General features: G+C 67.7%; 20 protein-coding genes and 1 tRNA gene. 7 read left to right on the top strand and 14 right to left on the bottom strand.

From position 1 onward, the window contains the following. Window positions 1-44 precede the first annotated feature (44 nt). From hpf to Q9R14_RS15650, 7 genes are all read right to left on the bottom strand, one after another. Window positions 45-689, bottom strand: a complete 645-nt coding sequence (gene hpf / locus Q9R14_RS15680; RefSeq protein ID WP_055754032.1) for a ribosome hibernation-promoting factor, HPF/YfiA family — start codon at window positions 687-689, stop codon at window positions 45-47. Window positions 690-763: 74 nt separating this feature from the next. Further along, the gene (gene rpoN, locus Q9R14_RS15675; RefSeq protein ID WP_306002984.1) at window positions 764-2,263 is read right to left on the bottom strand and encodes an RNA polymerase factor sigma-54; all 1,500 of its coding nucleotides are present in this window, start codon (window positions 2,261-2,263) and stop codon (window positions 764-766) included. Window positions 2,264-2,515: 252 nt separating this feature from the next. Then, window positions 2,516-3,307 carry an LPS export ABC transporter ATP-binding protein gene (gene lptB / locus Q9R14_RS15670; RefSeq protein ID WP_306002983.1) on the bottom strand — a complete coding sequence of 264 codons (792 nt, stop codon included), beginning with the start codon at window positions 3,305-3,307 and terminating at the stop codon, window positions 2,516-2,518. A 29-nt stretch (window positions 3,308-3,336) separates the two neighbouring features. Beyond that, entirely contained in the window at window positions 3,337-3,831 is a 495-nt protein-coding gene (locus tag Q9R14_RS15665) for an LptA/OstA family protein (protein WP_045809724.1), read from the bottom strand. Next, window positions 3,828-4,487 (bottom strand): LPS export ABC transporter periplasmic protein LptC, encoded by a 660-nt coding sequence (gene lptC, locus Q9R14_RS15660; RefSeq protein WP_045809723.1) that lies wholly within the window; start codon window positions 4,485-4,487, stop codon window positions 3,828-3,830. The genes Q9R14_RS15665 and lptC overlap by 4 nt, the downstream gene beginning before the upstream one ends. Before the next feature lie 7 nt (window positions 4,488-4,494). Beyond that, window positions 4,495-5,109, bottom strand: a complete 615-nt coding sequence (locus Q9R14_RS15655; RefSeq protein WP_306002982.1) for a ribonuclease D — start codon at window positions 5,107-5,109, stop codon at window positions 4,495-4,497. A gap of 201 nt (window positions 5,110-5,310) precedes the next feature. Further along, window positions 5,311-5,397 (bottom strand) — tRNA-Leu (locus Q9R14_RS15650). 224 nt (window positions 5,398-5,621) lie between these two features. Here Q9R14_RS15650 and Q9R14_RS15645 point away from each other — a divergent pair. From Q9R14_RS15645 to Q9R14_RS15635, 3 genes are all read left to right on the top strand, one after another. Next, window positions 5,622-6,482, top strand: coding sequence for a WecB/TagA/CpsF family glycosyltransferase (locus Q9R14_RS15645; protein ID WP_306002981.1), 861 nt, complete (start codon window positions 5,622-5,624; stop codon window positions 6,480-6,482). A gap of 93 nt (window positions 6,483-6,575) precedes the next feature. Further along, window positions 6,576-7,913, top strand: coding sequence for an FAD/NAD(P)-binding protein (locus tag Q9R14_RS15640; protein WP_306002980.1), 1,338 nt, complete (start codon window positions 6,576-6,578; stop codon window positions 7,911-7,913). Between the two features lie 50 nt (window positions 7,914-7,963). Then, the gene (locus tag Q9R14_RS15635; protein ID WP_306002979.1) at window positions 7,964-8,506 is read left to right on the top strand and encodes a polysaccharide biosynthesis/export family protein; all 543 of its coding nucleotides are present in this window, start codon (window positions 7,964-7,966) and stop codon (window positions 8,504-8,506) included. 7 nt (window positions 8,507-8,513) lie between these two features. Here the strand turns inward: Q9R14_RS15635 and Q9R14_RS15630 are convergent, their stop codons facing one another. From Q9R14_RS15630 to flgB, 3 genes are read right to left on the bottom strand one after another with little or no spacing between them, the layout of a single operon-like run. Further along, window positions 8,514-8,816: a flagellar hook-basal body complex protein FliE gene (locus Q9R14_RS15630; protein ID WP_045809720.1), complete on the bottom strand. Its 303-nt coding sequence runs from the start codon at window positions 8,814-8,816 to the stop codon at window positions 8,514-8,516. Between the two features lie 10 nt (window positions 8,817-8,826). Next, window positions 8,827-9,246 (bottom strand): flagellar basal body rod protein FlgC, encoded by a 420-nt coding sequence (flgC, locus tag Q9R14_RS15625; protein ID WP_369796239.1) that lies wholly within the window; start codon window positions 9,244-9,246, stop codon window positions 8,827-8,829. Between the two features lie 25 nt (window positions 9,247-9,271). Next, window positions 9,272-9,676, bottom strand: coding sequence for a flagellar basal body rod protein FlgB (gene flgB / locus Q9R14_RS15620; protein ID WP_017506835.1), 405 nt, complete (start codon window positions 9,674-9,676; stop codon window positions 9,272-9,274). A gap of 145 nt (window positions 9,677-9,821) precedes the next feature. Between flgB and Q9R14_RS15615 the strand changes: the two genes are divergently transcribed. The 3 genes from Q9R14_RS15615 to Q9R14_RS15605 all read left to right on the top strand — a co-directional run bounded on the left by Q9R14_RS15615 (window position 9,822) and on the right by Q9R14_RS15605 (window position 11,314). Beyond that, window positions 9,822-10,112 (top strand): flagellar biosynthetic protein FliO, encoded by a 291-nt coding sequence (locus Q9R14_RS15615; protein ID WP_292079183.1) that lies wholly within the window; start codon window positions 9,822-9,824, stop codon window positions 10,110-10,112. Next, window positions 10,109-10,921, top strand: a complete 813-nt coding sequence (gene fliP / locus Q9R14_RS15610; RefSeq protein ID WP_039244769.1) for a flagellar type III secretion system pore protein FliP — start codon at window positions 10,109-10,111, stop codon at window positions 10,919-10,921. The genes Q9R14_RS15615 and fliP overlap by 4 nt, the downstream gene beginning before the upstream one ends. Window positions 10,922-11,035: 114 nt before the next feature. Further along, the gene (locus tag Q9R14_RS15605; protein WP_017506838.1) at window positions 11,036-11,314 is read left to right on the top strand and encodes an HU family DNA-binding protein; all 279 of its coding nucleotides are present in this window, start codon (window positions 11,036-11,038) and stop codon (window positions 11,312-11,314) included. A 78-nt stretch (window positions 11,315-11,392) separates the two neighbouring features. Here the strand turns inward: Q9R14_RS15605 and Q9R14_RS15600 are convergent, their stop codons facing one another. Beyond that, complete coding sequence (locus Q9R14_RS15600; protein WP_306002978.1) at window positions 11,393-14,242, bottom strand: hypothetical protein; 2,850 nt, start codon at window positions 14,240-14,242, stop codon at window positions 11,393-11,395. 123 nt (window positions 14,243-14,365) lie between these two features. Between Q9R14_RS15600 and Q9R14_RS15595 the strand changes: the two genes are divergently transcribed. Next, a complete protein-coding gene (locus Q9R14_RS15595; protein ID WP_161639515.1) occupies window positions 14,366-14,755 on the top strand; it encodes a DUF983 domain-containing protein in 390 nt (129 codons plus the stop codon). Here the strand turns inward: Q9R14_RS15595 and Q9R14_RS15590 are convergent. Genes Q9R14_RS15590 through Q9R14_RS15580 form a run of 3 tightly spaced genes read right to left on the bottom strand, consistent with a single transcriptional unit; the run spans window position 14,752 to window position 16,465 of the window. Further along, complete coding sequence (locus Q9R14_RS15590) at window positions 14,752-15,327, bottom strand: nucleotidyltransferase family protein (protein WP_306002977.1); 576 nt, start codon at window positions 15,325-15,327, stop codon at window positions 14,752-14,754. The two genes, Q9R14_RS15595 and Q9R14_RS15590, sit on opposite strands and share 4 nt — an antisense overlap. Continuing rightward, window positions 15,324-16,124: a bifunctional hydroxymethylpyrimidine kinase/phosphomethylpyrimidine kinase gene (gene thiD / locus Q9R14_RS15585; protein WP_306002976.1), complete on the bottom strand. Its 801-nt coding sequence runs from the start codon at window positions 16,122-16,124 to the stop codon at window positions 15,324-15,326. The genes Q9R14_RS15590 and thiD overlap by 4 nt, the downstream gene beginning before the upstream one ends. Beyond that, on the bottom strand, window positions 16,121-16,465 hold the full coding sequence (locus Q9R14_RS15580; protein WP_137722388.1) for a multidrug efflux SMR transporter: 345 nt from the start codon (window positions 16,463-16,465) through the stop codon (window positions 16,121-16,123). The genes thiD and Q9R14_RS15580 overlap by 4 nt, the downstream gene beginning before the upstream one ends. Window positions 16,466-16,483: the final 18 nt, after the last annotated feature.

The raw sequence follows: 16,483 nt of genomic DNA, 5'->3' as shown, positions 1-16,483 counted from the left end.
CGGCCGCCCGTTTAGAGACAACCGCGCCGAAGTCAAACTGAGGCTTAGTTCACCGAACCGTTGGACTTGGCCGTCCGTTCGGGATCGATCCATCCCACATTGCCATCCGGACGCCGATAGACGACCGCCAGTCCGCCGTGCGCCGCATTGCGGAACAGCACGACCGGATAGCCTGTCATGTCCAGCTCCAGCACGGCCCGTCCGACCGTGATGGTGCGGATTTCGTGCTCGGTCTCAGCGATGACCATGCCCACCGGCGGCGGGCCGTCGTTCTCGCCGGTGTCGCCGAAGACATCGTCTTCCACGCTGTCGGGATCACGCAGCACGATGCTGCGTGCGACTTCGCGGGCGGCGTTTTCGGTCTTCTCGGGCGACAGACCCTTGGGTCCGATGTGGTGATCCTTGAGCCGGCGCTTGTAGCGGCGAACCCGCTTTTCGAGCCGATCCAGCGCCTCGGTGAAGGCCGAGTGGGCGTCTCCGCCCATTCCGGTCGTCACCAGGGTCTGGCCCGACGCGAGGCGGACCCAACAGTCCACCTTGAAGTTGTGGCCGTCCTTGGACACCACGACCTCGGCGTCTTCACCGCCTCGGGCGAAGTATTTTCCGACCCCGTCTTCGAGTTCCTGGGAGATGCGCGAGCCTAACGCTTCGCCGACATCCACTTGCTTGCCGCTGACTTGGACTTGCATGCCGATAGAACGCGCCCGACCCGATTTGGTGTCAATCCAGATCACCGATTTGTGGTCACGCTTGGCTGTGGATGTCAGCCCGTCTTCATCATCCGCCGGCGCTCGACCGAGGACGGAATCCTCAAGGCTTCCCGGTATTTGGCCACGGTGCGGCGCGCGATGTCGATGCCCGTTTCCTTCAGGATTTCCACGATCCGGTCGTCGGACAAAACGTCGCCCTCCAGCCCCTCGCCGTCGATCATGGATTTGATCTTGTGACGGACGGCTTCGGCCGAATGGGTTGACGCGCCGTCAACCGACTGAATGGCGGCGGTGAAGAAGAATTTCAGCTCGAACACGCCCCGCGGCGTGGCGATATATTTGTTCGAGGTGACGCGGCTGACCGTGGATTCGTGCATCCCGATGGCGTCGGCGACAGTCTTCAGATTGAGCGGCCTCAGAAACTCGACGCCGAAGGCCAGGAAGGCGTCCTGCTGGCGCACGATCTCGGATGAGACCTTAAGAATGGTCTTGGCCCGCTGATCCAGCGACTTGACCAGCCAGTTGGCCTGGGCGGCGCAGTCGGCGACGAAGGTCTTTTCGGTATCCGATCGCGCGCCGGCCTGGACCAGGCCGTGATAGCGTTTGTCGACCAACAGGCGCGGCAGGGTGTCGGCGTTCAGCTCGACCCGCCAGCCGCCGGCGGGATCGGGCCGCACATGCACATCGGGCACGACCGTCTGGGCCGGCTCGCCGCCGAAGCCTGCGCCCGGACGCGGCGTCAGCGCCCGCAGTTCGGCGATCATGTCGGTCAGATCTTCGCCATCGACCTCGCAGACGCGGCGCAGTCCGGCCAGGTCACGCTTGGCCAGCAGGCCCAGATTGTCCAGCAGGGCCGACATCGCCGGATCGAACCTGTTGCGCTCGATCAGCTGCAGCTTGAGGCATTCCGGCACCGACCGCGCCATGATCCCCGTCGGCTCGAATCCGTGGCAAACGCCCAGCACCGCCTCGATCCGCGCCAGCGGCACGCCCAGCCGGTCGGCGAACTCGGTCAGTTCCCCGCGCAGATAGCCGCCCTCGTCCGTCGCATCGATCAGGGTCAGGGCGATGCCGTGGTCGGCCGGCGACAGGCCCGCGCTCGACGCCTGGGCCTGAAGATGTTCCCACAGGGTCAGCTCGTGCGCGTCAGGCCGCTCGCCCTCGCCTTCGAACATCTGGCCGCCCTTGCCGGCGCTGGACCAGTCCGACAGCCCCGGCTGGGCCTCGTCGGTCATCCGGTCGCTGGTGCGCTCGCCCGGCGCGGCGTCGCCGTAGACGTCGTCGGAACCGGCGTCCATCGAAGACGCAGCTGCGTCCGCGACCCCGTCGCCGAAGGACATTTCGCTATCCGAGGCCGCATCGACACGCTCGACCGGCTCGGACATCTCGCCCTCCGGCTCCTCGCGTTGCAGCAGCGGATTGCGCTCCAGCTCGGCCTCGACGAAGTCCTCCAGCTCGAGGTTCGACAGTTGCAGCAGCTTGATCGCCTGCTGCAGCTGGGGCGTGATGACCAGCCCCTGCCCCTGCCTGACCTCTAACCTTTGCCCGATCACGTCCGAAATCTTCCCACCGGTCCGCCGAGTGGCCCGGAACTTGCTGGGACAGAATGTCGCCGAACCGGTTAACGCGAGACGAACGCGCTTTTGTCTCCTCCCCATTTCATGGGAAGGTGGCGCGGCGCTTCCTTCAAGCGCCGTGACGGAGGGGTCTTCAGCGCATCGCTAGCGCCGGTAGGACTCAAAGAACCCCTCCACCACGCTGCGCGCGGTCCCCCTCCCCGCTTCGCAGGGAGGAGACGCTAATCGTCAGATGTAGTTTTCGCCCAGATACACCCGGCGCACTTCGGCGTCGTGGATCGCCTCGTCGGACGTGCCTTCGAACAGCACCGCGCCGTTCGAGATGATCGACACCCGGTCGGTGATGTCCAGGGTCTCGCGCACATTGTGGTCGGTGATCAGCACGCCGATGCCCTGGCTGGCCAGATAGCGGATCACGGTGCGGATGTCGGCGATGGCCAGGGGGTCGATGCCGGCGAAGGGTTCGTCCAGCAGCATGAAGGACGGCCGGCCCGCCAGCGCCCGCGCGATCTCCACCCGCCGACGCTCGCCGCCCGACAGCGCGGTGGCCCGCGCATGGCGCAGATGGTCGATGTGCAGTTCGTTCAGCAGCCGGTCGGTCTCGGCGCGGATCTGGTCACGGGGATAGTTCAGCTCGACCACAGCCTTGACGTTCTGCTCGACCGTCATGCCGCGAAAGATCGAGGCCTCCTGCGCCAGATAGCCCAGACCCATGCGGCTGCGCTGATACATCGGCTGGCCGGTGATGTTCTCGCCGTCCAGCCAGATCGCGCCCGAATCCGGCGGGATCAGGCCGGTGATCATATAAAAGCAGGTGGTCTTGCCGGCGCCGTTGGGACCCAGCAGGCCCGCGACCTCGCCGCGCTGCACCGTCAGGGACACGTCGCGAACCACCTGACGCTGGCCGAACGACCGGGCCAGGTTCATCACCCGCAGGCCCTTTTCCGCAGCCGCGGGCGTCACGGCGGCCGGTTGCGGCCGCTCGTCCAGATTCAGGGCTGACAGTTCCTTGCGCGCCAAATGCTCAGGTCCGTGACGGCCAGACGGCCTCAGTTCGAGTTGGGATAGAAGACGCCTTGCACGCGGCTTCCGGCGGCACCGCGCGGCGCGCCGTCCATGCGGGCGGTCTCGGTGTTGATGTTGTAGACTAGGCGCGAGCCGGTCAGGACGTTCTTGCCCTGGGTCAGGATGACATTGCCCGTCACCACGATCTCGCCATTGCCCAGATTATAGACGGCCCGGTCGCCGCGCATCGATTGGTCCGGCGTCACGAAATAGACGGTGCCGCTGGCCTCGGCGCGTTGCAGATCGCCGCCCTCGCCGCTGACCAGGGTCAGGGTGTCGGCGCGAAAGCGATTGCCGCCCTGCGTCGCCTCGGCCCGGCCGCGCAGGATGATGCGGTTGGGGGCGTATTCGACCGAGTCCGCGCCATAGGCGACAGGCTGATTGGTCGCCTGGGCCTGGGCGTCCACCAGCGCTGGCATGCCCACAACGGCGGCCGCAGCGACGACAGCCAACGTCTTCGAAATCTTCGTTACGATCATCCGCCTGACCCCTTGGGCGTCAGAACGCCCTTCACCTTGTTGTCGCCTGCGCCGTCGAACACGACGCGCTGTCCCTGATCGTAGATCGCATAGGACGATGCGTTGATGGTTCCAATAGGGCCGGAACCCTGAACGCCCTTTGAACCGGTGACGTTTCCGGTCGAGGTATCGACCACCGCCTCGGGCGTAGTCAGGACAAAGCCCGTGCCGCCGTCCGAAATGCGCACGTTCGGGCCGATCGTCACCGTCTTGGCCTGCTCGTCGTAGATGCCGCCGTCGGCGGTCAGTTCGGTGACCTTGCGTCCGCCCAGGTTCAGCTTCAGCGCAGGACCGATCAGTTTGAACTTGCCGGTATTGGGGTCGCGCACGGCGCCTTGGGCGCCGACGGTGAAAGCGCGGCCTTGCGCGTCCTGGCCGTGGAACAGGGGGGCGTCCAGCCGGACTTCCTGGCTCTGGCTGGCCTTGCGCTCCACCCCCGACATGACGGTGCGGAACACGGTCCAGGTCAGGGCGCCGCCCGCAAGCACCAGGATGACGATCGGCAGGACACGGCGATACAGCTTCACCCGGCGCGAGCGCGCGCGCCAGCGGGCGCCGGCCAGGGCGACCCTGGCCTCGTCGGCCTCGATACGGGACTGTTCGCCGTGTTCGGTCAAGCGCGCCTCAGCTGTGGGCGAAGATGTCGGTCTCGTCCCAGCCGGCCAGGTCGAGCGCCGACCGCGTCGGCAGGAAGTCGAAACATTCAGCAGCCAGTTCGGTTCGCCCCTCGCGCGCCAGCATCATGTCCAGCTTGGCCTTGGCCGCATGCAGATAAAGGACGTCCGACGCCGCATAGTCCAGCTGCGCCTGGCTCAGCGTCTCGGCGCCCCAGTCCGAGGACTGCTGCGCCTTGGACAGGTCCACGCCCACCGTCTCGCGCACCACGTCCTTCAGCCCGTGCCGGTCGGTATAGGTGCGCGCGAGCTTGGAGGCGATCTTGGTGCAATAGACCGGCCGCGTCTCGACGCCGAGGTGCAGCAGGAACATGCCGATGTCGAACCGTCCGAAATGGAAGATCTTGGTCACCGCCGGATCGGTCAGCAGCCGCTTCAGATTCGGACAGTCGTAGGCGGGCCGGTTCAGCCGCACGACATGGGCGTTTCCGTCGCCCGACGACAGCTGCACCACGCACAGCGGATCGCGGCGGAAACGCAGGCCCATCGTCTCGGAATCGATGGCGACCTCGGACCCCAGGTCCAGATCGTCGGGCAGGTCGCCCTCATGCAGGTAAACGGTCATGCTCAGGCTCTTACACGGCGAACGCGGCGCGCGAAACGGCCTACAGCAATGCTGAGCGCCGCGCGCCGCAATCACAAAGCGGCCTCAAGCAGGAATGCGCCGCGCGCATTCCGATAGGCCACAAAAAACGCCGCCGCGCGCGAGGCGATAGGCCAAAACGAAGAAAGCGCCGCACCGTTCGGTGCGACGCTTTCTGAAAGATGGTGCCCAGAAGAGGACTCGAACCTCCACGGCCGTTAAGCCACTGGCACCTGAAGCCAGCGCGTCTACCAATTCCGCCATCTGGGCCCCGTCGGCACCGCCTTGCGGCGTTTCCATCGGGAAGGCGCGGACCTCTAAGGGAGGCTCCGGGCGGGGTCAACAAGGATTTTTCGCCTTTGCGAGATTTCTTGCGCACGCGGCGCGGCAAGCCTGGCCGCACCTCATTTTCGATCCGCGTTCGGCGACGACTTAATGGGCGCTAAGCCTGTTTCCTAACCCCGTCTTGAGGCCAGGTCGCCTACAAGCGCCTGATGGCGGACCCGTCTCTCAGCCCCTCTGCGCCGGAGCGCTTCGTCACGGAGCGCCGCGCCCGGCCGCGCGCGCCGTTCCGCCAGAACCGGCGCGCCCGCGAGCGGGTCACGATCCTGGGTCAACCGATGGATCTGGTGAAGCCCGAAGAGGTGCTGCACCATATTCAGCAGGCGGTGCGGCAGGGCGCAAAGAGCCTGATCGCCAATCATAATCTGCACAGCCTGTATCTGATGCAGAAACGGCCTGAACTCGACGCCTTCTACGACAGGGCCGATCTGATCGAGGTCGATTCGACGCCGCTGCTGGCCTTCTCGCGCGCCCTGGGCCTGCACAGCCGGGGCTTTCACCGCTGCACCTATCTGGACTGGCGCGACCATTTCTGGAGTGTGGCGAACCGCGAGGGCTGGCGCGTTATGTCCATCGGCGGCGCGCCCGGCGTCGGCGACGAGGCGGCTCGCCGGCTGAAGCTCCGCTATCCGGACACCGACATCGCCATCCACCACGGCTTCTTCGACGCCCGGCCCGGTTCGTCCGAGAACGCCGCCGTCCTGGATCGGATCACGGCCTTCCAGCCCCATATCCTGTTCGTCGGCATGGGGATGCCGCGCCAGGAGCTATGGATCGCCGAAAACTTCGAGCGCCTGCCCGATTGCGTCATCCTGTCGGTCGGCGCCGCCTTCGACTATGAGGCGGGGGTTCAAAGCGCGGCCCCGCGCTGGATGGGACGCGCCGGCATCGAATGGGCCTATCGCCTGCTGCATGATCCGAAACGGCTGTTCGTCCGCTACTGCGTCGAGCCCTGGACGCTGCTCCCGCTGGCGGTGCGCGACATCCGCAAGGCCAAGGGTCGCAACCGCTGATCACGTTATTCCTACTGGTCAGATAGATATTTATCGCCATGATCCCTCTGGCCCGGCGCGTGTTATCGCCAGCGACGGAAACGGAAAACGGGGGTGCGCGTGCCGCAGCAGAATGGACCGCATGTCGCCATCGTCGGCGCGGGTTTCAGCGGTCTGCTGACCGCCGTCAATCTGCTGAAGGCCTCGCGCGATGTGCGCGTCACCCTGATCGAGCGGCGCGGCGTTTTCGGTCCCGGCACCGCCTATGACACCGGCAATCCCGGCCATCTGCTGAACGTCCGCCTGGACAATATGAGCGCCTTTCCCGACCAGCCCAGCCACCTCGCCGACTGGCTGGCCGAACAGCCGTCGTGGCGTGCCCAGGACGGCTTCATCACCCGCGGCGTCTACGGCGACTATCTTCAAGCCCTGCTGGACGAGGCGCTGGACGACGCCCCCGACCGACTGAACCTGATCGGCGCCGAGGCTCAGTCCATCGATCGCCAGGACGACGGCTGGCGTATCCTGACCAGCGACGGACAGATCGCGGCCGATCAGGTCGTGCTGGCGCTAGGCAATCTGGAGCCCGCCTCGCCCCCCGGCGTCGAGGACGCGGTGCGCGCCTCCCCCGCCTATGTCGAAAACCCCTGGCGGTTCGATCCTCAGACGGCGCGCGACGCCCGCAACGTCCTGCTGATCGGTTCGGGCCTGACGATGGTGGATGCGGCCATCACCCTGCGCCGGCCAGGCCGTAGGCTGACCGCCCTGTCGCGTCACGGCCTTCTGCCTCGCGCCCACGCGACCGTTCCGCCCACGCCCTATGTCGGCGCCTTTTCGGGCAGCCCGGCCGAAATCCTGCGCCAGATCCGCGCCGCGACAGCCGAGGCCGATTGGCGCGCCGTGTTCGACCGCCTGCGCCATTCCGCGCGCGACATTTGGCGCGGCTGGTCGCGGGTGGAGCGCAGCCGCTTCCTGCGCCATCTGCGTCCCCTGTGGGACGTGCATCGCCACCGCCTGTCGCCCGGTCCGGCCCGCGACATTCATTCCATGCTGGCCGGCGGCGAGCTGACGATCCTCGCCGGCAAGCTGACCGAGCTGAAAGCGACCGACGTCATCGAGGTCTCGTGGCGTCCGCGCGGAAAGAAGCGCGCCATCAAGGAGCGGTTCGACCTGGTCGTGAACTGCACCGGGCCGCTGGGCGTGATCTCAAAGAGCACCGAACCGATGATCCGCGACATCCTCGACAAGGGTTATGGTCGCCCCGACCCCTTGGGCCTTGGGCTGCAGGTCGATGACGAGGGCGGTCTGCTGGACGGCGCAGGCGCCCCAGCGCGCGGTCTTCACGCCATCGGCCCCCTGACGCGCGGCGCCTTCTGGGAGATGACGGCCGTGCCCGACCTGCGCGGCCAGGCCCGCGATCTCGCCGCCCGTATCCTGTCGGACCGCCCCTAGACCCGAACAACCTAAACGTTTAGCCTTCACACCCGGAACGATTGGGGGCGATGACAGTGAGGGCAAAAGGAGGCATCGGCCTGCTGGTCGCGATCCTGTCGCTGGGGCTGACGGCCTTGGCGCCTCAGAGCGTGTCGGACTATCGGCTCGCCTCCGCCGACAAGGTGCGCATCGACGTCTTCGGCGAGGCGGCGCTGGGCGGCGAGTTCGTGATCGACGCCAACGGCCGGATCGCCCTGCCCCTGATCGGCGAGGTCCAGGCTGCCGGCCTGACAGGCGCCCAGCTTCAGGACGCCGTCGCTCAAGCCTTGAGCCAGGGCTATCTGAACCAGCCGCGCGTCACCGCCAAGGTCCTGACCTATCGGCCGATCTACATCCTGGGCGAGGTCAATCGGCCGGGTGAATACCCCTATCTGCCGGACCTGACGGTGCTGAACGCCGTGGCGACGGCACAAGGCTTCACCTATCGCGCCAACACGCGCCGCGTCTTCGTGCGTCGCGCCGGATCACCGGTCGAAGAGGCCCAGCCGCTGACCGCCGATGCGCGTGTTTCGCCCGGCGACACCCTGCGAATCGGCGAACGCTACTTCTGACCCGCTGTCAGATCGGCATGGCCATGATTTCCTTATAGGCGGAAATCACCTGGTCGCGGACCGAGATCACTGTTTCCAGAGACGCCTCTGCCGAGCTCAGCGCCGTGACCACGTCGATCAGATTGCCCTGGCCCTGAACCGAGCGGGTCATCTGGGTTTCGGCCGCGCGCGACTGCTGGGTCATGTCGGTCATGGCGTTCTTGACCAGGTCGGCGAAGCCGCCGTCCCCGACGCCGGGCGCCTGGGCTGCTGTCGGCATGGCGCCGCCCTGGACGGCGGCATAGGCCTTGGCGGCCATCATCGGATTCATGGCCTAGTCCTCAGCGTTTGATGATGTCGAGGGTGCGGCTGTCCATCGACCGCGCCGTCTCGATGACGTTCAGATTGGCCTCATAGGCGCGCTGCGCCTCGCGCATGTCCATCGCCTCGACCAGGGTGTCGACATTGGGCCGCATCACATAGCCCTGCGCATTCGCTGCAGGGTGCGACGGGTCATAGTCCATCTTGAAGTCGCCCTGGTCAGGCCGGACCTCGGCCAGGGTGACGCCGGTCGCCCCATCGACCTCGCGCGCCTGGAAGACCGGGATCTGGCGGCGATAAGGCTCGCCGCCCGGCGTGCGCGCCGTCGACTGGGCGTTGGCGATGTTCTCGGCGATCACGCGCATGCGCGACTGCTGCGCCTTCAGGGCCGAGGCAGCCACCGCCATGGCGCTGTTCGAAGGGGGGATGGGATCAGGCATGGGTCAGTCCTTCTCGGCCATCGGCTCAGGCGCCCGGCCGCTTGGCGGCCATGCGGATCATGGACATGGATTTCTGGTAGAAGCCGATGGCGGCGTCATAGGCCATGCGGCTCTCGGCCATCTTCAGCATCTGCTCTTCGACCACCACCGAGTTGCCGTCCAGCGTGGTCTCCGAATCGGGGGCCTTGGTCGGAGCGAACCGCACCGGCGAACCGGCCGGCGCGATATGGGCCGCATTGGTGCGCACCATCTGCAGACCCCCGCCCGAGCGCATGGCGGCGGCGAAGTCGGTCGGCTGTTTCAGGTCGCGCCCGACGAAGCCCGGCGTATCGGCGTTGGCGACGTTCTCGGCGATGACCCGCTGGCGGGCGTCCAGCCAGCCCAGTCGGCCCTTGATCTGCCCCAGCAGCGGTATGTCGGCGACGCCCATGGCGGTCTCCCGTGCGACGCGAATGCGCGCGATGGGCAGAAAATGCCGCCTGGATGGTTAATAGGGGGTTATCTCAACGGGTCGTTAACCGTGCTGGTTAACATTCAGGGTCTAAGCGCGGACTGCGCGGGGCCTTTGCAGCGTCATGAATTTCCTCGATCTCGCCCGGGCGGTCTTCGGCCTGGCCTTCACCCTCGGCCTGATCGGGATCGCGGCCTGGGCTGCGCGCCGTTATGCGCCGCAAATCCTGGCGCGGCTGAATGCGGAGCGCGGCGAGCGCCGGCTTCAGGTCGTCGAGACCCTGGTGCTGGACCCCGCCCGTCGCCTCGTTCTGGTCCGCGTCGACGAAGAGGAACGGCTGATCCTGCTGGGCGAAGGCCGCGAACTGATCGAACCGCGTCAGCCCCCTATCGGTAAAATGGGAGGCGGCCAGTGAAGCCCGCCGTCTTCGTCAAGCCGACCGGCGCCGAGCTGAAACGCGCGGCCCTGCTGTCGCTGTTCACCACCCTGGTCTGTCTGGCCTGGCCTGTCGCGGCTTTGGCTCAGCAGGCGGCGCAAAGCGGCTCGGCCCTGAACATTGATCTGGGCACCGGCGCCGGCCTGACCCAGCGCGTGGTCCAGTTGGTCGGTCTGATGACCGTCCTGTCCTTGGCGCCGTCCATCGTCATCATGACCACCAGCTTCGTGCGGATCATCGTGGTCCTGTCGCTGCTGCGCACGGCGCTGGGCCTGCAACAGTCGCCGCCGAACGCCGTCCTGGTGTCCCTGTCGCTGTTCCTGAGCGCCATCGTCATGGCCCCGACCTGGCAGGACGCCTATGATTCGGGCATCCGTCCGCTGATGGATCAGCAGATCGAACTGCCCCAGGCCTTCGATCAGGCGTCCGAACCCGTAAAAACCTTCATGCTGGCCCAGGTGGACCGCGGGGACCTCGCCCTGTTCACCCGGCTGTCGAAGATCGACCCGCCCCAGAACGTCCAGGACCTGCCCCTGCGCGTGGTCACGCCGGCCTTCATGATCAGCGAGTTGAAGAAGGCTTTCGAAATCGGATTTCTCCTTTTCGTTCCGTTCCTTGTGATCGATCTGGTGGTGGCCAGCGTGCTGATGTCCATGGGCATGATGATGCTCCCTCCGGTGGTCGTCTCCCTCCCCTTCAAGTTGATCTTTTTCGTCCTGGTGGACGGCTGGCGATTGGTCGCTGGAAGCCTGGTCGAGAGCTTCCAGCGGGCGTCCGGTACCGGATAATCTCCCGCCCCATATGGCTTTAAGCGTCATCGGCGCTTGCAAAGCGTAGGGAAATCCGTGTTGATCCCCCGGTCCTCGCTCGGAATCGGGCGACTAACACTGGAAACGCTTCTTATGACCACTCAAGCCGAACTGATCGCCGCCGTCGCCAAGGACGCTGGTGTTTCGCAGGCCGACGCCGGCAAGGTGCTGACCGCGATCGTCGAAAACATCCACTCGACCCTGAAGTCGGGCGGCGACATCCGCATCTCGAACCTGGGCGTCTTCGACACCGCCGACCGCGCCGAGCGCGAAGGCCGCAACCCGGCCACCGGCGCGACCATCAAGATCGCCGCCTCCAAGGCCGTGCGCTTCCGCGTCTCCAAGCCGCTGAAGGACGCCGTCAACGGCTAAGCCTTTTCGGTCCTGCGATGCAGGACCGGCAATGCACGACGGGCGGGGGTCGCGACGCGATCTCCGCCCGTTTCAATTTCAGGCGGCGCTCTTGGCGTCAGCTTCTTTTCTGAACGCCTGTTTGGCGCTGTTGACCCAGCCGACGAAGGTGTCGGCCTGGCTGGACAGATTGGCGAAGTCGCCCGTCCCCGCCACGCCTGACAGAGTGTCGTCCAGCGCGACCCGCAGCGCCGCCGCGGACCGCGCGCCGGGAACCATCGGCCCAAAGCGCCCGCTCAGCCGCTGCAACGCGGCCCGATCGCCCGCCAGCGAATAGCCGACGCCAGCACGGATCAGCCAGCTTTCCTCGGCCGGCGTCAGCGGCGTGGTCGAGGTCTTGTAGCGATCGCCCAGCCGCGCCTCATAGATCGGCGCCGCCTCGCCCCACTTCTGCTGCTTCCAGAAGATGTCGGCCCGCACCTCGCGCGCCGGGTTCGACTGATCCCGGTCCAGCACCTCCAGCGCATGGTCGAACCGGCCCAGATCCATCAGGGCGCGCGCCTCCAGCGCCCGGCGCTCGCTGTTCATCGCATTAGGCAGCAGGGTGGTGCGCGAGCCCCAGATGGCCTGCAACGCCTTCTCCGGCTGGCGGTCCATCAGGTAGACGGTGGCCAGATTGGTCGCGACCTGGGCCTTGGCCACCCCGTCCAGACGCTCGTCCACCTGGTGCTTCAGCAGTTCGGCGGCCTGATCCAGCAGGTCCACGTCGATCAGCCGGCGCGACAGACGCCGCACCATCTCGTCGCCGTCCGCCCCAATCGGCGTCAGTTCGCGGAAGTCATAGAACAGCGCCAGCGCCTGCACCGGCTGCAAACCGTCCGCCGCCCCGTCCAGGAACAGGGCGCGGAAGGCGTTGGCCTGATCCGCCTGCACCTCGGCCGCGCCCGGCACGCCCGCCATCCGCTTGCCCGCGCCGCGCAGGGCGTCCAGCGCCTCGCGGTATCGCCCCTGTTGCAGATAGATGCCCGACAGTTTGCGCACGACCGCCATCTCGGTGGCATCCCCGCGCCAGCGCCACTTCAGCTGTTCCAGCTGGGCCGTCGCCTGATCCGGCGTGATCGCGCCCTTGTCCAGCTCCAGGCTGATGGCGCCCAGTTTCGCCGGCGTCGCGATCCCATCCAGCGGCGCGCGCGCCACGGCCTTGTAGACCGCCAGCGCCCGGTTCTTGTCGCCGTTCAGCTCGAACATCCGCGCCTGCACCAGCCGCGCCGTCAGTTGATCCACCGCCGGCGCATCCTGGCTGAACACATAGGCCAACAGCTGCTGGGCGGCGGCGAGATCATTCAACTGGATCGCCGCCATGGCGTGGGCCGCGCCGAACCGCGCGCGCCATTCCTTGGGGAAGCTGTCGATGGCCGGGGCGCCGGCGGCGAAGTTGCGACGCGCCCCCTCCCAGTCGCCCATCTCCGAGGCGATATAGCCCAGCCAGACCTTGGTCGCCGGATCGTTGGCCAGGGTCGCGCCCGCGAAATCGACCTGGGCCTCCTCCAGCCGCCCGACGCCGACGCGCGCCACGCCGCGCAGGCCGCGCACCTCGGGCTCGCCTTGCAGGTTGGGCGCCTTGGCGATCAGGGCGTTCAGCACCCCGATGGCCTCATAGTTCAGGCCCGACCCGACCAGGAACCGCGCCAGCGCCATCCGCGCCTCGATCGGCGCACGCGGATTGTCCGCCGCCGCGATCGTCTCCAGCCCGGCCGCATCCTGCAGCCGGCGATAGCGGTCCGAGAAGCCCGCCTCACCCGTCGCGGACCACGCCTCGTCGATCAGGGCCGGATAGGCCGCCCGCTTGGGCGCATCCGCATTGTGGTCGCCCGTCTCCAGCCCGGCCGCCGGCGACGACAAGGCCAGCCCCTTGGGCCGGCTCAGCGTCACCAGATCACCCGACGCCTCGATCTTCAGGTCGTCGGCCGACGTTTCGACCGCCAGGCCCTGCGCGGTCGGGATCAGGCTCAGATCGACCGTGCGCCGTCCGCCGGCGTAACCCTTGCCAGGCGCCAGGGCCGTCACCGCCGCGAACCGGTCCCCGACCAGCGGATCGGTCAGCCAGACCGCCTTGGTCGCCCCGGCCATCTGCGCCACCAGCACCGGCGCGCCGTCGTCGGAGCGGCCGACCTCCACCCCGCCCGCCGCACCGTCCGGGCCGCCCAGGGTCACGGTCCAGGTCCCGCCCTGGCCCTGCGCCGAGACGCCCAGCCCTTCGGGTTCGGCGATCCTCAGGGCCGTATAGCCCGGCCCGGCCGCCCACTGGGCGTTCTTGGCCGACCCCAGCGCCTTGGCGCCGCTCATATCCATGCGCGCGGCCGTGTCGAACACGACCCAGACCGCATCGCCCCGGCGGAAGACGGCCGCCCCTACCGGCGCGCCCCAGTCGAAGGTCAAGACGGTCTTGCCGCCGGCCGTCTCGGCCCGCACCGGCACCACGGCCTTGGTCGTCTGCGGCTTGGCGGCGTCCCCGCCCTCCGGCGCCTTGCCCGGCGCATAGAGGTTCAGCCAAACCGCCCCGTCCGCGACGCCCGAGCGCGCATCCGCGCCTTGTTCCAGCGTCAGGATCAGGTCCGTGCCGCCCGCGCCCCGGCTCGGCCGCGTCTCGACCGACTTCACCCCGGCCGGCGGATCGACCTTCAGCCGCGAGACGTCGGGCGCGGCGGTGGTTCCCAGCCGCACGACGACCATGTCGCCCTCGCGGCTGACCCGCGAACGCACCCCGATCACGCCGCCGAACTCGACTCGCGTGAACTCGGCGTTAGCGCCGATATTGATGGACAGCGGATCGCGCGAGCGCCCGACCTCCTGGGCCAGCGGCGCCATCGGCGCGAACACGACGGCGCCGGCCGTGGCGGCGGCCACGGTCGTCTTCAGGATGCGCTTTGTCGGCGAGGCCCCGGACATATCTCCCGACCCATGCCGCACAAGGCCTTTAATCGCAGTTAACCGCCGTTCACCGTGATGAGGGATGGCCTTAGGACAACCGATCCACGCGACAGCGCCGTTTTAAGCGCCCATAGTCGCCAGATGACCGATTATCCGCGCCTCAGCACCCTGAAGACCGGCCTGGCCTGTCGCTGCCCCCGCTGCGGCAAGGGTCCGCTGTTCAAGGGCTATCTGACGCTGCAGACCGAATGTCCCACGTGCGGGCTCAGCTACGCCTTCGCCGATCCGGCGGACGGGCCGGCCTTCTTCGTCATGACGGCCGTCGGGGTGGTGGGGATGATCCTGCTGATGGTGTTCGACTTCACCGTCCACCCGCCGATCTGGGTGCATCTGGTGGTGACCCTGCCGATCCTGGTCGCCCTGTGCCTGGGGTGCCTGCGCCCCTTCAAGGCCTGGCTGGTCGCCGAACAATACGTCCACAAGGCCGCCCCGCCCGAGTTCTCCTCGAACGGCAAGCACGGCCCCTTCTAGGGTTCGACCACCGTCAGCTCGGGCCAGCGCGCCCGCGCGCTGTCGACGGCCTTTGCCCAGCCCCTGGCCAGCGGCCGGTTCGGGTTGGGGCGGATCGTCAGGGCGAACACGTCGTCCAGCCCGAAAGGCGCGGCGATGCTGAGGCGGTCGTCAGCCTCCAGCCGCACCCCGACCGCAAAGGTCGGCGCCACGAACCGCCCCAGCGCTTCATCCGTCGAAGGCAACGGCGCATAGGGTTCGCCGAACCGGTTCTGGAACCACAGGTGCACGCGCGCCTGGTTGCGGACCTCGACCTGGCTGCGGAACGGTTCGTCGAAGGCGGCGGCGACGCGTTTGATGACGACGTCCTCGGCCTCGTAGGACAGGTCCGACGCGTCGAAATAGGCCAGATCGTAGTCCTTGACCCCATAGCCCGCCGGCCGCCCCGTCCGGGCGTTCCACACGGCCTGATAGACCGCCCCCGACACCAATCGCCAGTCGGGCAAGTCCAGCGCCCTGACGGTCGTCAGGACATGCATCAGGCCAGCGTCGGCGCGCACGATGGCGGCCAGTTCCGCCTCCAGCTCGCTCATCCCCGCACCGGCCAGCCGTGATCCAGCGGCCCGTGCCCGCCGCCCAGGCCCGGCGCCCGGCGGATCGCCTCGCCGACATAGGCCCAGGCTTCCGCCACCGCGACCTCCAGCGGCCGCCCCATCGCGAGCCCGGCCGCACACGCACTCGCCAGAGTGCAGCCGGTGCCGTGGGTGTGGCGGGTGTCGACGCGCTCGGCCTCCAGCACCGTCTCGCCGTCTGCGGTCATCAGCAGGTCGATCACCGTCGGCCCCGACACATGCCCGCCCTTCATCAGCACCGCCCGCGCCCCCATGGCCAGCAGCGCCTCGCCCGCCCGCCTCTGTCCGTCCAGATCGTGGACCGCGAACCCCGTCAGGGCCTCGGCCTCCGGCGCATTGGGCGTCAGCAGCGCCGCGCGGGGGATCATCAGCCGCTTCACCGCCTCGACCGCCGCATCGGGCAACAGCGGGTGCCCGCCCTTGGCCACCATGACGGGATCGACCACCGCCGGAGCGTCCGCTTCGTCCAGCAGGGCCGCGACCGTCTCGACCACCTCGACCGAGCCCAGCATGCCAGTCTTCACCGCATCGGTCCCGATGTCCTCCAGCACCGCCCGCGCCTGTGCTGCGATCAAATCGAGCGGCAGCGGATGGACCCCGTGGATCCCCAGGGTGTTCTGCACCGTGATAGCCGTGATGGCGGTGGCGGCGAACCCGCCCATCATCGTCACGGCCTTGATGTCGGCCTGGATACCCGCGCCGCCGCCGCTGTCCGACCCGGCCAGAATGAGCACCCGACCTTGATGAAGCGCGCTCATGCCGCCGCTCCCGAAAACAGTTTCAGCCCGACGATGCCCGCCACGATCAGCAGGATGCACACGGCCCTGACCGCCGTCGCCGGCTCGCCATAAACGAGGATGCCGACCACCGCTGCACCCACCGCCCCGATGCCGGTCCAGACCGCATAGGCCGTGCCGATCGGCAGCTTCTGCGTGGCGACCCACAACAGGATCATGCTGCCCGCCAGCGCGATCACAACCCCCAGCGAGGTCCACGGCCGGCTGACGCCGACGTTCTTGAGGCCCGAGGCCCACAGGACCTCCAGCAGACCGGCGACGACCAGCGTCGCCCATGGATTGATCGACATCACCCAGGACATGGCGACCAGATGGAACAG

Origin of the sequence: Brevundimonas sp. C43, from assembly GCF_030732185.1 — a bacterium.
Classification (GTDB): domain Bacteria; phylum Pseudomonadota; class Alphaproteobacteria; order Caulobacterales; family Caulobacteraceae; genus Brevundimonas; species Brevundimonas diminuta_C.
The sequence above is the reverse complement of the archived record's forward strand: the minus strand, read 5'-3'. Positions and strand labels throughout refer to the sequence as shown.